The following is a 15,860-nucleotide window of genomic DNA, read 5'->3' as shown; positions in this document are numbered from 1 at the left end:
GGGTGAGCGCCGGGCCGCCGTCTGCCAGCAGACACAGGGCCGAGGCCTCGCCTGGCCCATCGGCAAGGGGATGGCGCGCACCGTGGCGCGGTGCAGCATCGCACTGGCCACCAGCCCCGCGGTCTGCGCCTTCACACAGTTGCCCATGTGCCAGATGACGGCGGGGGGCGGGGGAAGGCTGCCCTCGGACCCAAGGACAGCCGCCAGATACGCCCGGTGGCGCAGGGGCGGGTGCCGTTTTTTCCGGGTTGCGCCACCGGCGCGCGGCCAGCGCAGCACCCCGCAAGATCGGTGCTGCGTTCTGCCGAAGGTCACTCGGCGCCCGGCGCGATGGCCACTTCCTGCCGCAATGCGCCGGTGCTGCTGTCAAACACCAGTATCCGTTCATCGGTGGTGACGATGGCCACCCAGCCCTGCCCGAATGTGACGGCGGCGGGGCTGGTGCCTGCCGGCAGCGCCAGCTTCTCGGGCAGGGCAAGGCTGGCGGACGGCCCGGCAGCGGGACCGGCCGATTGCGGCAAGCGGATGACAATCACCGCAACGATGATTATGAGACCCACAATCATCACGGCGGTCAGAATGATGACCAGCCATTTCAGCAACCTCACGCTGGGCGGAAGCCCGTCGTCTGCCGGAGCCTGTGCCATGGCGATCCTTCCTGACCCGGATACGGGCGTGCTGTTTGTGACCATCGGGGACGACCCCGCCGACCGCCTTGATAAGGCGCTTGCGCGCGGGGTGCCAGAAGAAGCGGCGCTGTCACGGTCGCGCCTGATGCGGATGATCGCCGATGGCGACGTCAGCCTTGACGGCGTGGCGGTGACAGACCCCAAGGCCAAGGTGGCCGAGGGGCAGGTCTATGCCATCACGCTGGGCGAGGCGGTGGAGGTGGAAACCCTTGCCGAGGACATTCCGCTGTCGGTGGTGTGGGAGGATGACGACCTGATCGTGATCGACAAGCCGGTGGGCATGGTGGTGCATCCGGCACCCGGTTCCTACTCGGGCACATTGGTGAACGCGCTGCTGCACCACTGCGGTGACACGCTGTCGGGTGTGGGCGGCGAAAAGCGCCCCGGCATCGTTCACCGCATCGACAAGGACACGTCGGGCCTGTTGGTGGTGGCGAAATCCGACCGGGCGCATCACGGGCTGGCCGCGCAGTTCGAGGCGCATACCGTGACGCGGCATTATCTGGCGCTGGTGCATGGCCGCCCCGATGCCGCCGACCCGCGCCTGCGCGGCACCAAGGGCGTGACATTCGAGACGGGCGGCATCGTGAAGATCGCCACCCAGCTTGCCCGCCACAAGACCGACCGGCAGCGGCAGGCGGTGCTGTTTCACGGCGGGCGGCACGCGGTGACGCGGGTGCGGATACTTGAGGATTTCGGCACGCCCCCGGTGGCGGCGCTGGTGGAATGCTGGCTGGAAACCGGGCGCACCCATCAGATCCGGGTGCATATGGCCCATGCGGGCCACGGGCTGATCGGCGACCAGACCTATGGCGGCAAGCGCAAGGTGGCGGCTGCGGCGGCCGGGCTGGCGGCGGCCGAGGCGGCGCTGGCCTTTCCCCGGCAGGCGCTGCATGCGGCGTCATTGGGCTTTGAGCATCCGGTGACGGGCGAAGACCTGCTGTTCGAGGCGCCGCTGCCCGCCGACATGCAGCAATTGCTGGACATCCTGCGCGCGGGCCAGCCCCTGAAGCGATGATGTCATATGCAAACCGGGCGGCAGGTGGCGGTTCAGCCGCCCGATGCAAGATGTCGCCGGGTGACATTCACGTGAAGCGACGCAACATTCGTGGCAGAGCGACGGTATCATGTTCATCTGACGTTAATCCTGTGATGTTAGCGCCTGAACTGCGCCCGTCACCGAACAGAACAACAGGCCGCTGTCGCCGGAATCCGCCGGGGCAGGGGCCGCAAAAGGGGGTCACGCATGAGCACCTATACCAATCTTCCCGCGCCCAGCCCGGAACAGGGCCTGAACCGTTACATGCAGGAAATCCGCAAGTTTCCGCTGCTGGAACCGGAAGAGGAATACATGCTGGCCAAGCGCTGGGTGGACCATCAGGACACGCAGGCCGCGCACCGCATGGTCACGTCGCACCTGCGGCTGGCGGCGAAAATCGCCATGGGCTATCGCGGCTACGGCCTGCCGCAGGCCGAGGTGATTTCCGAGGCGAATGTGGGCCTGATGCAGGCGGTGAAACGCTTTGACCCGGAAAAGGGCTTTCGTCTGGCGACCTATGCGATGTGGTGGATCAGGGCCAGCATTCAGGAATATATCCTGCGGTCCTGGAGCCTTGTGAAGCTGGGCACCACCAGCGCACAGAAAAAACTGTTCTTCAACCTGCGCAAGGCCAAGGCCAAGGTCGGCGCGCTGGAAGAGGGCGATCTGCGGCCCGAAAACGTGGCACGCATCGCCACCGACCTGAACGTGACCGAGGCCGATGTGATCGACATGAACCGCCGGCTGTCGGGCGGCGATGCGTCACTGAACGCGCAGATCGGCTCGGATGGTGACGGATCGACCCAGTGGCAGGACTGGCTGGAGGACGAGGACAGCGATCAGGCCGCCGATTATGCCGAAAAGGACGAGATGGACGCCCGGCGCGAACTGCTGATGCAGGCGATGGGTGCGCTGAACGACCGCGAAAAGGACATTCTGGTGCAGCGCCGTCTGGCCGACACGCCGGTGACGCTGGAAGACCTGTCGGAAAGCTATGGCGTCAGCCGCGAGCGCATTCGCCAGATCGAGGTCAGGGCGTTTGAAAAGCTGCAAACCCGGATGCGCGAACTGGCGCGCGGCAAGGGCATGGTCATCCCGGCGTAGGGGCGAATTTTCTGCGAAAATTCAGGGGGCCCTCGGGCCCCCTCGTCGCTTCGCGCCTCACCCCCGAGGATATTTCTGAACAGGAAATGCGCGAAAGGCGCAGGCTTGCTCAGAAGGCGCGGGGAAGGGCAAAGGCCGCGGGGCGGACAAGGCCCAGAACCCCGCGCAGCAGGATCAGCATGACAAGGCCGAAACCGGCCGCGACGTCGGATCCGACGACCTTGGCGGCGATCATGCCAGCCGTAGCCCCGGTAGCGGCGGCGGGCAGCCAGCCAAACCAGCCGCGGTGCAGCAGAGCCGCCACGACCGGCAGCGCGATCAGCCAGCCGATCCAGGAAAACGCCGGTGACAGCGCCAGTGCGGTTCCAACGACAAGCAGCACAAACGTGCCTCCGCCGTCTGGCAACAGACGGGCAAGGGCCAGTCCCGCAGCGCCCAGCGGTGCAGGGGCCAGCCAAAGGATGCCGGTGGCGGCAAGCAGCGGCGGCCAGCCCACCAGCGCCAGACCGCCGGGGACCGAGCGCAGGTGCCTCATGCCGCCGATCCGCCCACTGTAAGCCCGCCGATCAGCAGCGTGGGCTGGCCCACCCCCACCGGCACCCATTGCCCGGCCTTGCCGCAATTGCCGATGCCCGGGTCAAGTGCCATGTCATTGCCGGTGGCGCGGATATGCTTCAGCGCGGTGGCGCCGTCGCCGATCAGGGTGGCACCCTTGACCGGGGCGCCGATGTTGCCGTTCTGCACCCGGTAAGCCTCGGTGCAACTGAACACGAACTTGCCGTTGGTGATATCCACCTGCCCGCCGCCGAAGCCCACGGCATAGATGCCGTCCTTCAGCGAGGCCAGAATGCCTGCCGGGTCGTCATTCCCGCCCATCATGTAGGTGTTTGTCATGCGCGGCATCGGGATATGGGCGAAACTTTCGCGCCGCCCGTTGCCGGTGGGCGCCACACCCATCAGGCGCGCATTCTGGCGGTCCTGCATGTAGCCCACGAGAATGCCGTCGTCGATCAGCACATTGCGGGCCGAAGGCGTGCCCTCGTCATCCACCGAAATCGAGCCGCGCCGGTCGGGCAGGGTGCCGTCATCCAGCACCGTGACCCCGGGTGCCGCGATACGCTGGCCCAGCAGACCGGCAAAGGCCGAGGTCTGCTTGCGGTTGAAATCGCCCTCCAGCCCGTGGCCGATGGCCTCGTGCAGCAATATACCGGGCCAGCCCGGCCCCAGCACCACATCCATCGTGCCTGCGGGGGCAGGAACGGCCTCAAGATTGACCAGCGCGATGCGCAATGCCTCACGCGCCACGGCCTGCCAATGCGCGGGCTGCATCAGCGGGGCCAGCCCATGACGCCCGCCGCCGCCCATGCCGCCGGATTCGCGCCGCCCGTTCTGTTCGACGATGACAGATATGTTGATGCGTGCCATCGGGCGGATATCGGACAGGCGCAAGCCTTCGGGGCGCAAAATCTCCACCTCCTGATAGCTGGCGCTGATCGTGGCCGAGACCTGGATGATGCGCGGATCCAGCGCGCGGGTGAAGGCGTCGATCTCGCGCAGAAGGTCGATCTTGACCGCGAAAGTGGCGTCGGCCATCGGGTCGGCATCGGTGTAGAGCCGGGCATTGGTGCCCTTCGGCGCATCCGCCAGTGTGCCGCCACCATCGCCCACCGCCAGCCGCGCCGTTTCGGCGGCGCGTTTCAGCGCGGTTTCGGAAATGGTGGTGGTATGGGCATAGCCCGCCACCTCGCCCCGCACGGCGCGCAGGCCGAACCCTTCGGAGGCGTCATAGCTGGCGGTTTTCACCCGGCCGTCATCCAGAACCAGCGCCTCGGACCGGCGGCGTTCCAGAAACAGCTCGCCGTCATCGGCCCCTGCCGTGGCTGCGCGCAGGATCGTCAGGGCCGCGCCTTCGTCAAGCTGCGTGTCGAAGGGGCGGAAGGGCGCGTCGGTCATCGGGTATCCTTGCTGCGGTGTCGGGCTGTGTGACGAGGGGCGGCGCGATTTGCCGCAACTGTTTTGCTTGTCGATCAGGCTCTAATATGGTTTCAGAGGGGTCAGAAACAACGGGATTCTGCCCCAACGCCGGGCAGTCGGGCAAGGCGCGGCAAGTCTGCGCCCTCGGACGGGATAAAAACATGCGCGCTTTGACCTCTTTCTTCGGTTCCACCGCCACGCTGGGGGCCCTGTTGGCCGCCGGTGCCGCCATGGCGCAGGAAAGCCTGCCGGTGGTCGGCCGCCCGGTGGACGGGCTGATGGGTTTTCAGCCGGCCGCCACCGAACTGGCCCGTGATTTGCAGGCGCTGGATCACATGCTGCTGATCCTGATCACCGTGATCACGTTGTTCGTGACCGGTCTGCTGGCATGGGTGATCATCCGCTACAACCGCAAGCGCAACGCAACACCGGCCACCTTCACCCACAACAGCCCGCTGGAAGTGGCATGGACGGTGGTTCCGATCGTCATTCTGGTGTTCATCGGTGCGTTCTCGCTGCCCGTGCTGTTCAAGCAGCAAGAAATTCCCACCGCCGACATCACCATCAAGACCACGGGTTTCCAGTGGTACTGGGGCTATGAATATGTCGATGAGGGCGTGGCCTTTGACAGCTTCATGCTGCCGCGCGAGGAACTGGCCGCCTATGGCTATGCCGACAGCGATTACCTGCTGGCCACCGACACCGCCATGGTGGTGCCGGTGAACAAGACCGTCGTGGTGCAGGTGACAGGCGCCGACGTGATCCACAGCTGGACGATCCCGGCCTTTGGCGTGAAGCAGGATGGTGTGCCGGGGCGTCTGGCCGAATTGTGGTTCAAGGCTGAGCGCGAGGGCATCTATTTCGGCCAGTGTTCGGAACTGTGCGGCAAGGACCATGCCTACATGCCGATCACCGTGAAAGTTGTGTCGGAAGAGGTTTACGCCGCATGGCTGGCCGCCGCGAAGGAAGGCAATGTCGAACTGTCGTCGATTGCCACGCCGGTGGAACTGGCCTCGGCTGACTGACCGACACCCAATGCCTAGGAATGGTGCGGGCGGCCATGCACCCCATGGCCGCCCGCCGCCTGCCAAGCCACCGCCAGAGGCGGAGCCCGGATCCCGGAGTGATGACATGACCGACACCCACGTTTACGCGCCGACGGGCGACGCCGGATTCGGCGATTACGTCGCGCTGCTGAAACCGCGCGTCATGTCGCTGGTGGTGTTCACCGCGCTGGTCGGGCTGCTGGTGGCGCCTGTGGGCGTGCATCCGTTCGTGGGCATGGCGGCGATCCTGTTCATCGCGTTGGGGGCAGGGGCCTCGGGGGCGCTGAACATGTGGTGGGATGCCGACATTGACGCCGTGATGCGCCGCACCCGCAACCGGCCTGTGCCTGCGGGCAAGGTTTCGCCGGGCGAGGCCTTGGGTTTCGGTCTGGCGCTGTCGGGCATTTCGGTGGTGATGCTGGCGCTGGCGACCAACCTGTTCGCGGCGGGGCTTCTGGCCTTCACGATCTTTTTCTATGCGGTGGTCTATTCGATGTGGCTGAAACGGCTTACGCCGCAGAACATCGTCATCGGTGGCGCGGCCGGGGCCTTTCCGCCGATGATCGGCTGGGCCGTGGCGACGGGCGGCGTGTCGGTGGAATCGGTGCTGATGTTCGCCATCATCTTCATGTGGACCCCGCCGCATTTCTGGGCGCTGGCGCTGTTCATGAAGGAAGATTACCACAAGGCCGGTGTGCCGATGCTGACGGTGACGCATGGCCGCAAGGCGACACGGGCGCATATCCTGATTTACACCATCCTCTTGATGCCGGTGGCCGTGGGTGCGGGTTTCACCGCGATCGGGGGCGTGTTCTACACCGCAGTCGCCGTAGTGCTGAACCTGATGTTCCTGGCCGGTGCGATCCGCATCTGGCGACGCGATGAGGCTGTGGCCGAGGCCGATGGCTATGCCGTGGAAAAGAAGGTGTTCCGCTTCTCGCTGTATTACCTTTTCCTGCATTTCGGTGCGTTTCTGGGGCAGGCTGTGCTGGCCTCTTACGGGCTGGGGGGCTGGTGATGGCGTTCAAACCGGAGCACGAGATCTACAAGCGCCGCTTTGGCCGCAATCTGGGCCTGGGTCTGGTGCTGGTGGCCTTTGTCTTTCTGGTGTTCGGCCTGACGGTGGTGAAAGTGACGCAGGTGGGGCAGGTGCAGGGCTTTGACCATGTGGTGCGCCCCGAACTGGTGCCCGTCGAAGCCGAAGAAGGGGTGTCGGAATGAAGGTGTTCGGAAACCTGACCGGGCCACAGAAAACTGCCGCGCAACTGGCCGGGGTGGCAGCGCTGATGCTGTCGTTGTCATTTGCCGCCGTGCCGTTCTACGACTGGTTCTGCCGGGTCACGGGCTATGGCGGCACGACGGGCGTGGCCGAGCAGGCCTCGGACGTGATCCTGGATCAGACGATGACCGTGCGGTTCGATGCGTCGAAAGAGGCGGGCATGCCGTGGGATTTCGTGCCCCAGCAGCGTGAGATGACGATCCGCATCGGTGAAACCGGGCTGGCGTTCTACGAGGCCTACAACCCCACCGACCGGGTGGTGGCGGGCACCGCCAGCTACAATGTCAGCCCCGACCAGGCGGGCGGCTATTTCACCAAGATCGACTGTTTCTGCTTTGAGATGCAGGTGCTGCAACCCGGCGAGCGGGTGCTGATGCCGGTGACATTCTATGTCGATCCGGGCATCGTGACCGACCGCGAGGGCAAGTTCGTCAAGCACATCACCCTGTCCTACACTTTCCACGTCACCGATCTGCCCGAGGAACAGGCGGCCCTTGCCCCTGCCACCACGGCTGACGTAAACTGATGCCACACCCGGCCCGCAAGGGCCGTTGCAGACCATAGGAACCGCACCATGGCCCATGCCAAGAACCACGATTACCACATTCTGCCGCCGTCGATCTGGCCGTTCCTTGGCGCGGTCGGGGCCTTTGTCATGCTGTTCGGTTCCGTCCTGTGGATGAAGGGGTCGGGCCCCTGGCTGGGCCTGATCGGGCTGGCGCTGGTGCTGTATGTCATGTTCGCCTGGTGGTCGGACGTGATCCGCGAAAGCCAGGTCGGCGACCACACGCCGGTGGTGGTGATCGGCCTGCGCTATGGTTTCATCATGTTCATCATGTCGGAAATCATGTTCTTTGCCGCATGGTTCTGGAGCTTTTTCAAGCATGCGATCTACCCGATGGACCCGACGGGCCTGTCGCCCGCCGTTGACGGCGTCTGGCCGCCCGCGGGGATCGAGACGTTCGACCCCTGGCACCTGCCGCTGATCAACACGCTGATCCTGCTGTGTTCGGGCGCTGCGGCCACCTGGGCGCACCATGCCCTGGTGCATGAGAACAACCGCAAGGATCTGGTGAATGGCCTGATCCTGGCCATTGCGCTGGGCGCGGTGTTCACGGTGTTCCAGATCTATGAATACAGCCATGCCGCCTTTGGTTTCGCGGGCAACATCTATGGCGCGAACTTCTTCATGGCGACCGGCTTCCACGGTTTCCATGTGCTGATCGGCACGATCTTTCTGACCGTTTGCCTGATCCGCGCGCTGAAGGGCCATTTCACGCCCGAAAAACATGTCGGGTTCGAGGCGGCTGCCTGGTATTGGCATTTCGTTGATGTGGTCTGGCTGTTCCTGTTTGCCGCCGTCTACGTTTGGGGCCAGTAAGCCTGACTGCGCGGGGGCTGACCCCGCGCGCACCACCGCAAGGCGCGGGCCGCAGGGTGCCGCGCCTTTCCCATTGAACACCCTTCCCGAAAGCCGCTGATGCCCCGCCACATGATCCTGCCCCTGCTGTTCGGCCTTGTCGGGGCTGCGATACTGGTGGGTCTGGGTGTCTGGCAGGTGCAGCGGCTGGCGTGGAAAGAGGCCATTCTGGCGCAGATCGACGCCCGCATCGCCGATGCGCCCCTGCCCTTGCCCACAACGCCTGACCCTGTGGCCGACCTTTATCTGCCGGTCACTGTGACGGGCCGGTTCGCAGGGCCGGAAATCGAGGTGCTGGCCAGCGTGAAGGATCGTGGCCCGGGCACGCGCATCATTGCCGCCTATGAAACCACCGAGGGACGGCGCATCCTGATCGACCGGGGATTCGTGCCCGAGGCGCTGCGCGGCCAGCCCCGCGATGCGGTGGATGTGCCCGTGACCGGCAACCTGCACTGGCCCGATGAGGTGGACAGTTTCACCCCCGCCCCCGATGCGGCATCCGGCCTGTGGTTCGCGCGCGATGTGCCGGCCATGGCGCAGGCCTTGCAGACGGAACCGACACTGATTGTCGCGCGCAGTTCAACCCGTGACGGGATCGAGCCTTTTCCGGTGGATTCATCTGCTATTCCCAACAACCATCTGACCTACGCCCTGACCTGGTTTTCGCTGGCTGTTGTCTGGCTGGGGATGACAGGGCTGTTGCTGTGGCGTATCAGGCGGCGGTGCCTATGAAAGCGATGACAATGCAGTATATCTCGACCCGTGGTGCGGCCCCGACCCTGGGCTTTGACGAAGCGATGATGACCGGCCTTGCGCGCGACGGCGGGCTTTACGTGCCCGATGCCGTGCCGGTGATGGCCGAAGCTGACATTGCGGCGCTTGCGGGCCTGCCGTATGAGGAGATCGCCTTCCGCGTGATGCGGCCCTATATCGGCGGGGCGTTCAAGGATGACGAGTTCAAGGGCCTGATAGACGCCGCCTATGCGGGCTTTGGCCATGCCGCCCGCGCGCCCTTGGTGCAGCTGGCCCCCAACCATTTCCTGCTGGAGCTGTTTCACGGCCCGACGCTGGCGTTCAAGGATTTCGCCATGCAACTGATCGGCCAGTTGTTCCAGGCGTCTTTGGCGCGGTCGGGGCGGCGGGTGACGATCGTGGGGGCCACTTCGGGCGATACCGGATCGGCGGCGATCGAGGCGTTCCGTGGGCTGGCCGGGGTGGATGTGGTGATCCTTTACCCGCATGGCCGGGTGTCGGATGTGCAGCGCCGGCAGATGTCCACGCCCTCCGAGGCCAACGTGCATGCCATTGCCATGGACGGCGATTTCGACGATTGCCAGGCCCGCGTGAAAGACATGTTCAATGATTTCGCCTTCCGCGACGAGGTGGGCCTTGCGGGCGTGAACAGCATCAACTGGGCGCGGGTCCTGGCGCAGGTTGTCTATTACTTCTCCTCCGCCGTGGCTTTGGGCGCGCCGGGGCGGGCGGTCAGCTTTACCGTGCCTACCGGCAATTTCGGTGACATTTTCGCAGGCTACATCGCCCGGCAAATGGGCCTGCCGATTGAGAAACTGGTGATCGCCACCAACCAGAACGACATTCTGGACCGTGCGATAAGGTCGGGGGCCTATGTGACCGACGGGGTGAAGCCGTCGATCAGCCCTTCGATGGACATTCAGGTGTCGTCGAACTTTGAGCGCGCTCTGTTTGATGCCTATGGCCGCGACGGTGCGGCGGTGGCGCAACTGATGGCCGAACTGAAAGCGGGCGGATTCCACATCAGCCAGGGCGCGCTGGAAACTTTGCGCGCCACCTTCGCCTCGGGCCGCTGTTCGGAAGACGAGACCACCGCTACCATCACCCGCACCTATGCCGAAACCGGAGAAATCCTGTGCCCGCATTCCGCCGTGGGTGTGCATGTGGCCGAACAACATCTGGGCCCCACGCCGATGATCACGCTGGCCACCGCCCATCCCGCCAAATTCCCCGATGCGGTCGAGGCGGCGATGGGCACGCGCCCGGCGCTGCCCCCCCGCATGGCCGACCTGTTTGATCGGCCCGAACGCATCACCCGCGCGCCCAATGATCTGGCGGCGCTGCAAACCCTTATCCGCGAAAGGACCGGGCGTTGACCAACGGCCAAGACCTGCTTCGGCTTACCACCCTTCCCAATGGCTTTCGCATCGTCACCGAACATATGCCGGGGCTGAAATCGGCCTCGATCGGCATCTGGGTGCAGGCGGGCGGGCGGCACGAGAGGGCCGAACAGAACGGCATCGCGCATTTTCTGGAGCATATGGCCTTCAAGGGCACAAAGCGCCGGTCAGCCCTGCGGATTGCCGAGGAAATCGAGGATGTGGGCGGCTATATCAACGCCTATACGTCCAAGGAGATTACCGCCTATTACGCCCGCGTCCTGTCGCCTGATGTGGCGCTGGCGCTGGATGTGATTGCCGATATCGTGCTGAACCCGGTGTTCGACCCCAAGGAGATCGAGACGGAACGCCATGTGATCCTGCAGGAAATCGGGCAGGCGCTGGATACGCCCGACGACATCATCTTTGACTGGCTGCAAGAGGTGTCCTACCCCGACCAGCCCTTCGGCCGCACCATCCTGGGGCCGGAAGAGCGCGTGTCGGGCTTTTCGCGCAACGATCTTTTGCGTTTCGTCACAGAACATTACGGGCCCGACCAGATGATATTGGCGGCAGCGGGCGGCATCGACCATGACGCCATTCTGGCGCAGGCGACGGCGCTGTTCGGTGGGCTGGCGCGGGTGGGCGGGTCGCTGATCCAGCCTGCGGCCTTCGCGGGCGGCGAGCGGCGCGAGGTGAAGGATCTGGAACAGGCGCATTTCGCGCTGGCGTTTGAAAGCCCCGGCTACCGCGCGCCCGATGTCTATGCAGCCCAGGTCTATGCCACCGCGCTGGGGGGTGGCATGTCGAGCCGCCTGTTCCAGAAAATCCGCGAGGAGCGGGGGTTATGCTATTCGATCTTCGCGCAGTCGGGTGCTTATGAGGATACCGGCCAGATCACGATCTATGCGGGCACGTCCGAGGAAGAGATCGGCGAGCTGACGCATCTGACGATTGCGGAATTGAAACGGTCGGCCGATGACATGACCGATGCCGAGGTGAACCGCGCCCGGGCGCAGTTGAAGGCAGGGCTCTTGATGGGGCTGGAAAGCCCGTCGAACCGGGCCGAGCGGTTGGCCCGCCTGCTGGCGATCTGGGGCCGCATTCCCGATATCGACGAGGCTGTGGCGCGCATCGACGCGGTGACAACCGCAGGCGTGCGCGGCTATGCGGCGACGATGACCGGGGCCCGCGCGGCGCTGGCGCTGTATGGCCCGGTGGGTGACGCGCCCGGGGTGGATGCGATCCGGCAGGCGCTTGCCGCCTGATGCTGGGCCTGCGCCGCAAGGTCAGGATTGAAACCGCGCGGATGACCCTGCGCCTGCCCACGCACGGCGATTACAATGCCTGGGCGGGCCTGCGCGCCAACAGCGCCGATTTCCTGCGGCTGTGGGAACCGCAATGGTCGTCGGAACACCTGACGCGCAAGGCCTTTACCAACCGGGTCTATTGGGCCGCACGGGCGCAGGTGCAGGGCACGGCGCTACCCCTGCTGCTGATCCGGCGCGGCGATGACGCGCTGTTGGGGGCCATCACGCTGGACAACATCCGCCGTGGCCCGGCGCAGGCGGGCACGTTGGGCTATTGGATGGGGCAGGCGCATGCCCGGCAGGGCTACATGCGCGAGGCGGTGCAGGCCGTGGTGCATCACGCCTTCACCAGCCTTGACCTGAGCCGCGTCGAGGCCGCCTGCCTGCCCGAAAACGCCGCCAGCCGGGGCGTGCTGGAAAAATGCGGCTTCAAGTATGAGGGCGTGGCGCAAAGTTATCTGCAGATTGCCGGGCGCTGGCGCAACCATGTGCTTTACGCCAATCTGCGCGGCGACCGGCGCGGCAAGACCGACGTCGGCTGAATTTTCCGGCAGGGGAGGCTGACCCACGGGATCGTGATCGGTCTGCATGCGGGCATATGCGCCGGGCGTGCTAGCATTTCCGTCATGTGATTGCGCCGCTGTCGGCGCCGGGGGTTTCACACCCCCGGACCCCCGTGGGATATTTTGTTCTGGAAAGAGAGGCGGGCGCTTTGGGGGGCGCGCAGGCCTGTCCCCCTGGCAAGGAGTTGCGCGTGCTGAGATTCATTCTGCCGGTGATCCTGATGGCCGGACTGCCCGCCATGGCGCAGGACCGCGTTCCCAGCCATTGCATCGCGCTGGCCGCGGCCCCGGGGCTGGAGGTGATCCACAAGGCCAGTTTCGGTGCGCCACTGGCCCAGGACCGGGTGCGCATCCGCTATGTCGACCATGCCACCTTCGTGCTGGAAACGCCGGGCGGGCTGGTGGCGGCCACCGACTACACCGGCTATCTGGGCGCGGTGGATGTGGTGCCCGATGTGGTGACGATGAACAACGCCCATTCGACGCATTGGACCAGCCGCCCCGACCCGCGCATTCCCCATGTGCTGAAGGGCTGGGGCGAGGGGCTGGAGCCCGCCGTGCACGAGCTGGATCTGGGCGAAATGCTGGTGCGCAATGTCAGCACCGACACGCGCGGGCCGTTTGGCGAGGGCGCGCGCAGCTATGGCAACTCGATCTTCGTGTTCGAGGTGGCGGGGCTGTGCATCGGCCATCTGGGCCATCTGCACCATGAGCCCGATGCCGCGCAATATGCGGCGCTGGGGCGGATGGATGTGCTGATGGTGCCGGTGGACGGCGGCTATACGATGGACATTGCCACGATGATGAATGTGGTGCGGCGGTTGCGGTCGTCGGTGGTGATTCCGATGCACTGGTTTTCGGGCAGTTCGCTGGAGGTGTTTCTGACCACGATGGGCGCGGAATTCGAGGTGGTGCGGCTGGAGCAGCCCGATATCGAACTGTCGCTGGCCGATCTGCCGCGCCGCCCCACGATCCTGGTGCTGGACCCGCAGCCGCTGCCCTGATCAGGGCAGGGGCTGGCAGGCGGGCGCAGGGCGGGCTAGGTTCCGGCCCAACCCCGGAGGTGCTGATGCTGAACCCCGCCGATCCCGGCTTTGTGGCCGCCCTGGCCGCCCGCCTGCCCGAAGACACTCTGCGCACGCCCGAGCCGCGCCATCTGGCCGAGCCGCGCGGGCGCTATCACGGGCAGGGTGGCGCCGTTGCGCTGCCGCGCAGCGCGGATGAAGTGGCGGCAGTTGTGCGCGCCTGTGCGGCGGGCCGCGTCGGCATCGTGCCGCTTGGGGGCGGTACCGGGCTGGTGGGCGGGCAGGTGATGCCATCGGGCCCGCTGCCACTGATCCTGTCGCTGGAAAGGATGACTGCCATTCGCGCGGTCTATCCCGCCGAGAATGTGATGGTGGCCGAGGCGGGGGCGGTGCTGGCCGATGTGCAGGCGGCGGCGCTGGCGGCGGACCGGCTGTTTGCGCTGTCGCTGGCGTCGGAAGGGTCGTGCCGGATCGGGGGGAACCTTTCGGCCAATGCGGGCGGGGTGAATGTGCTGCGCTATGGCAATGCCCGCGACCTGTGCCTGGGGCTGGAGGCGGTGCTGCCCGATGGCACGGTCTGGCACGGGCTGAAACGGCTGCGCAAGGACAACACCGGCTATGATCTGAAGAACCTGTTGATCGGGGCCGAGGGCACGCTGGGCGTGATCACCGCCGCCAGCCTGAAACTGTCGCCGATCCCTGCCGGTCAGGGCACGGCGCTGCTGGTGGTGGAAAGCCCGGCAGCCGCGCTGGATCTGCTGGCCATGGCGCAGGCACGGCTGGGCGGGCTGGTGTCGGCGTTCGAGTTGATGCACCGCATGGGGCTTGATTTTCTGGCCGAAACCATGCCCGACCTGCGCCAGCCCTTTGCCAGCCCGCCCGAATGGATGGTGCTGATCGACCTGGGCCTGCCGCAGGGCCTTGACCCCGCGACGGCGCTGGAAGGCCTGTTTGCAGCAGCGATGGCGGCGGGTCTGGTCAGCGATGGCTTGATCGCGCAATCGGGTGCGCAGCGGGCGGATTTCTGGTCCATCCGCGAGAATATCCCCGAGGGCAACCGGCGGATCGGCGCGATTTCCAGCCATGACATTTCGCTGCCGTTGGGGGCGGTGCCCGATTTCATCGCGGCGGCTGGCCCGGCGCTGGCCCGGCTGGGCGACTGGCGCATCAACTGCTTTGGCCATCTGGGCGACGGCAACCTGCATTACAATGTCTTTCCGGTGCGGGGCCGCAGCCGCGCCGACCACGAAAACAGCCGCGACGCGATCAAGTCGCTGGTGCATGACATGGTGCATGGCTTTGGCGGCTCGGTCAGCGCGGAACATGGCATCGGGCGGCTGAAAGTGGGTGATCTGGAACGCTATGGCGACCCGGCCAAGCTGGCCGCGATGCGCGCGATCAAGGCGGCTCTCGACCCGTACGGCATCATGAACCCCGGGGCGGTGCTGCGCGGTTAAGGCTGGTTCCCCTGTCACGGCGCGCCATGACGCCGTGCAGGAAACACCGTGCATTTTCTGCCAAAAATATCCCCGCCGGAGGCCTCCGTCATTGACCGCCCGCGATGGCTGGTGAGGGTTTTCGGCTCGCCAGACCGAGGCCCCGCAGCGTGGAAGCCTGTTGCCCAAGAATTTTCTGTAAAATTCTTGCAAAAAATCTTCGAAGATTTTTGGGCAACAGGCGGGTGGACCCGCATAACGCCGCGGGGAGCCTGCGGCGGGGGCACCTTTGCCCGGATGAAGGCGGTCAGAGCCCCTCAAAGGCGCAAAGGGCATGCACCTCCATCCCCAGCGCCTCCAGCTTTTTCCGACCGCCAAGATCGGGCAGATCGACGACAAAGGCGCAGCCGACCACTTCGGCCCCCAGCCGCTCGATCAGCCTTATGCCCGCCTCGGCTGTGCCGCCGGTGGCCAGCAGGTCATCGACCAGCAGCACCTTTTCGCCGGGTTGCAGCGCGTCGTCATGCATTTCCACCACCGCCTCGCCATATTCCAGCAGGTAGGATTGTTCGATGGTGCGGGCGGGCAGCTTGCCCTTCTTGCGGATCGGGACAAAGCCGGTGGACAGCTGATGCGCCACCGCCCCCCCCAGGATGAAGCCCCGCGCCTCAAGCCCCGCCACCCTGTCGATCCGGAGGCCGGCATAGGGCGTCAGCAACTGGTCGATGGCCATGCGGAACCCGCGCGCATCTGCGAACAGCGTGGTCACGTCGCGGAACAGGATGCCCGCCTGCGGGAAATCGGGGATGGTGCGGATATAGTCGCGGACGGTTTTCACCATGG

At 65.6% G+C, this 15,860-nt stretch carries 17 protein-coding genes; 13 read left to right on the top strand and 4 right to left on the bottom strand.

Features of this window, described 5'->3' with window-relative positions; all coding sequences use genetic code 11:
• Positions 1–311: 311 nt before the first annotated feature.
• The gene (locus GEU84_RS06755; protein WP_152824695.1) at positions 312–647 is read right to left on the bottom strand and encodes a DUF6476 family protein; all 336 of its coding nucleotides are present in this window, start codon (positions 645–647) and stop codon (positions 312–314) included.
• Here GEU84_RS06755 and GEU84_RS06750 point away from each other — a divergent pair.
• Both GEU84_RS06750 and rpoH read left to right on the top strand, forming a co-directional pair.
• Positions 646–1,707, top strand: a complete 1,062-nt coding sequence (locus GEU84_RS06750; RefSeq protein ID WP_152824696.1) for an RluA family pseudouridine synthase — start codon at positions 646–648, stop codon at positions 1,705–1,707. The genes GEU84_RS06755 and GEU84_RS06750 overlap by 2 nt on opposite strands.
• A gap of 228 nt (positions 1,708–1,935) precedes the next feature.
• Positions 1,936–2,832: an RNA polymerase sigma factor RpoH gene (gene rpoH / locus GEU84_RS06745; RefSeq protein WP_152824697.1), complete on the top strand. Its 897-nt coding sequence runs from the start codon at positions 1,936–1,938 to the stop codon at positions 2,830–2,832.
• 109 nt (positions 2,833–2,941) lie between these two features.
• Here the strand turns inward: rpoH and GEU84_RS06740 are convergent, their stop codons facing one another.
• Positions 2,942–3,367, bottom strand: coding sequence for a hypothetical protein (locus tag GEU84_RS06740; RefSeq protein ID WP_152824698.1), 426 nt, complete (start codon positions 3,365–3,367; stop codon positions 2,942–2,944).
• A complete protein-coding gene (gene tldD, locus GEU84_RS06735) occupies positions 3,364–4,785 on the bottom strand; it encodes a metalloprotease TldD (protein ID WP_152824699.1) in 1,422 nt (473 codons plus the stop codon). The genes GEU84_RS06740 and tldD overlap by 4 nt, the downstream gene beginning before the upstream one ends.
• A 182-nt stretch (positions 4,786–4,967) precedes the next feature.
• Between tldD and coxB the strand changes: the two genes are divergently transcribed.
• From coxB to GEU84_RS06680, 11 genes are all read left to right on the top strand, one after another.
• On the top strand, positions 4,968–5,831 hold the full coding sequence (gene coxB, locus GEU84_RS06730) for a cytochrome c oxidase subunit II (RefSeq protein WP_152824700.1): 864 nt from the start codon (positions 4,968–4,970) through the stop codon (positions 5,829–5,831).
• A 106-nt stretch (positions 5,832–5,937) separates the two neighbouring features.
• Positions 5,938–6,870, top strand: coding sequence for a heme o synthase (gene cyoE / locus GEU84_RS06725; protein WP_152824701.1), 933 nt, complete (start codon positions 5,938–5,940; stop codon positions 6,868–6,870).
• The gene (locus tag GEU84_RS06720) at positions 6,870–7,073 is read left to right on the top strand and encodes a hypothetical protein (protein WP_152824702.1); all 204 of its coding nucleotides are present in this window, start codon (positions 6,870–6,872) and stop codon (positions 7,071–7,073) included. The genes cyoE and GEU84_RS06720 overlap by 1 nt, the downstream gene beginning before the upstream one ends.
• Positions 7,070–7,657, top strand: coding sequence for a cytochrome c oxidase assembly protein (locus tag GEU84_RS06715; protein WP_152824703.1), 588 nt, complete (start codon positions 7,070–7,072; stop codon positions 7,655–7,657). Before GEU84_RS06720 ends, GEU84_RS06715 begins: the two co-directional genes overlap by 4 nt.
• Before the next feature lie 48 nt (positions 7,658–7,705).
• On the top strand, positions 7,706–8,512 hold the full coding sequence (locus GEU84_RS06710; protein ID WP_152824704.1) for a cytochrome c oxidase subunit 3: 807 nt from the start codon (positions 7,706–7,708) through the stop codon (positions 8,510–8,512).
• A 99-nt stretch (positions 8,513–8,611) separates the two neighbouring features.
• Positions 8,612–9,283 carry an SURF1 family protein gene (locus GEU84_RS06705; RefSeq protein ID WP_152824705.1) on the top strand — a complete coding sequence of 224 codons (672 nt, stop codon included), beginning with the start codon at positions 8,612–8,614 and terminating at the stop codon, positions 9,281–9,283.
• 11 nt (positions 9,284–9,294) lie between these two features.
• Positions 9,295–10,680, top strand: coding sequence for a threonine synthase (thrC, locus tag GEU84_RS06700; protein ID WP_152825117.1), 1,386 nt, complete (start codon positions 9,295–9,297; stop codon positions 10,678–10,680).
• On the top strand, positions 10,677–11,951 hold the full coding sequence (locus GEU84_RS06695; protein ID WP_277604882.1) for a M16 family metallopeptidase: 1,275 nt from the start codon (positions 10,677–10,679) through the stop codon (positions 11,949–11,951). The genes thrC and GEU84_RS06695 overlap by 4 nt, the downstream gene beginning before the upstream one ends.
• A complete protein-coding gene (locus GEU84_RS06690; protein WP_152824706.1) occupies positions 11,951–12,535 on the top strand; it encodes a GNAT family N-acetyltransferase in 585 nt (194 codons plus the stop codon). The genes GEU84_RS06695 and GEU84_RS06690 overlap by 1 nt, the downstream gene beginning before the upstream one ends.
• A gap of 242 nt (positions 12,536–12,777) precedes the next feature.
• Positions 12,778–13,560, top strand: coding sequence for an MBL fold metallo-hydrolase (locus GEU84_RS06685; protein WP_152825121.1), 783 nt, complete (start codon positions 12,778–12,780; stop codon positions 13,558–13,560).
• A 65-nt stretch (positions 13,561–13,625) separates the two neighbouring features.
• Positions 13,626–15,038, top strand: a complete 1,413-nt coding sequence (locus GEU84_RS06680) for an FAD-binding oxidoreductase (protein ID WP_152824707.1) — start codon at positions 13,626–13,628, stop codon at positions 15,036–15,038.
• Positions 15,039–15,324: 286 nt separating this feature from the next.
• Here the strand turns inward: GEU84_RS06680 and GEU84_RS06675 are convergent, their stop codons facing one another.
• Positions 15,325–15,858 (bottom strand): adenine phosphoribosyltransferase, encoded by a 534-nt coding sequence (locus GEU84_RS06675; protein WP_152824708.1) that lies wholly within the window; start codon positions 15,856–15,858, stop codon positions 15,325–15,327.
• Positions 15,859–15,860: the final 2 nt, after the last annotated feature.

The sequence above is a fragment of the Fertoeibacter niger genome (genome assembly GCF_009380135.2).
Taxonomy (GTDB): Bacteria; Pseudomonadota; Alphaproteobacteria; order Rhodobacterales; family Rhodobacteraceae; genus Fertoeibacter; species Fertoeibacter niger.
The sequence above is the reverse complement of the archived record's forward strand: the minus strand, read 5'-3'. Positions and strand labels throughout refer to the sequence as shown.

What these genes read in the sequence shown, in the direction of transcription:
- rpoH (WP_152824697.1), top strand. Translation starts at nt 1,936, where the DNA reads ATGAGCACCTATACCAATCTTCCCGCGCCCAGCCCGGAACAGGGCCTG.
- GEU84_RS06690 (WP_152824706.1), top strand. Translation starts at nt 11,951, where the DNA reads ATGCTGGGCCTGCGCCGCAAGGTCAGGATTGAAACCGCGCGGATGACC.
- GEU84_RS06740 (WP_152824698.1), bottom strand. Translation starts at nt 3,367, where the DNA reads ATGAGGCACCTGCGCTCGGTCCCCGGCGGTCTGGCGCTGGTGGGCTGG.
- GEU84_RS06685 (WP_152825121.1), top strand. Translation starts at nt 12,778, where the DNA reads ATGGCCGGACTGCCCGCCATGGCGCAGGACCGCGTTCCCAGCCATTGC.
- GEU84_RS06680 (WP_152824707.1), top strand. Translation starts at nt 13,626, where the DNA reads ATGCTGAACCCCGCCGATCCCGGCTTTGTGGCCGCCCTGGCCGCCCGC.
- coxB (WP_152824700.1), top strand. Translation starts at nt 4,968, where the DNA reads ATGCGCGCTTTGACCTCTTTCTTCGGTTCCACCGCCACGCTGGGGGCC.
- GEU84_RS06675 (WP_152824708.1), bottom strand. Translation starts at nt 15,858, where the DNA reads ATGGTGAAAACCGTCCGCGACTATATCCGCACCATCCCCGATTTCCCG.
- GEU84_RS06755 (WP_152824695.1), bottom strand. Translation starts at nt 647, where the DNA reads ATGGCACAGGCTCCGGCAGACGACGGGCTTCCGCCCAGCGTGAGGTTG.
- GEU84_RS06710 (WP_152824704.1), top strand. Translation starts at nt 7,706, where the DNA reads ATGGCCCATGCCAAGAACCACGATTACCACATTCTGCCGCCGTCGATC.
- GEU84_RS06705 (WP_152824705.1), top strand. Translation starts at nt 8,612, where the DNA reads ATGCCCCGCCACATGATCCTGCCCCTGCTGTTCGGCCTTGTCGGGGCT.
- GEU84_RS06720 (WP_152824702.1), top strand. Translation starts at nt 6,870, where the DNA reads ATGGCGTTCAAACCGGAGCACGAGATCTACAAGCGCCGCTTTGGCCGC.
- GEU84_RS06715 (WP_152824703.1), top strand. Translation starts at nt 7,070, where the DNA reads ATGAAGGTGTTCGGAAACCTGACCGGGCCACAGAAAACTGCCGCGCAA.
- GEU84_RS06750 (WP_152824696.1), top strand. Translation starts at nt 646, where the DNA reads ATGGCGATCCTTCCTGACCCGGATACGGGCGTGCTGTTTGTGACCATC.
- thrC (WP_152825117.1), top strand. Translation starts at nt 9,295, where the DNA reads ATGCAGTATATCTCGACCCGTGGTGCGGCCCCGACCCTGGGCTTTGAC.
- tldD (WP_152824699.1), bottom strand. Translation starts at nt 4,785, where the DNA reads ATGACCGACGCGCCCTTCCGCCCCTTCGACACGCAGCTTGACGAAGGC.
- cyoE (WP_152824701.1), top strand. Translation starts at nt 5,938, where the DNA reads ATGACCGACACCCACGTTTACGCGCCGACGGGCGACGCCGGATTCGGC.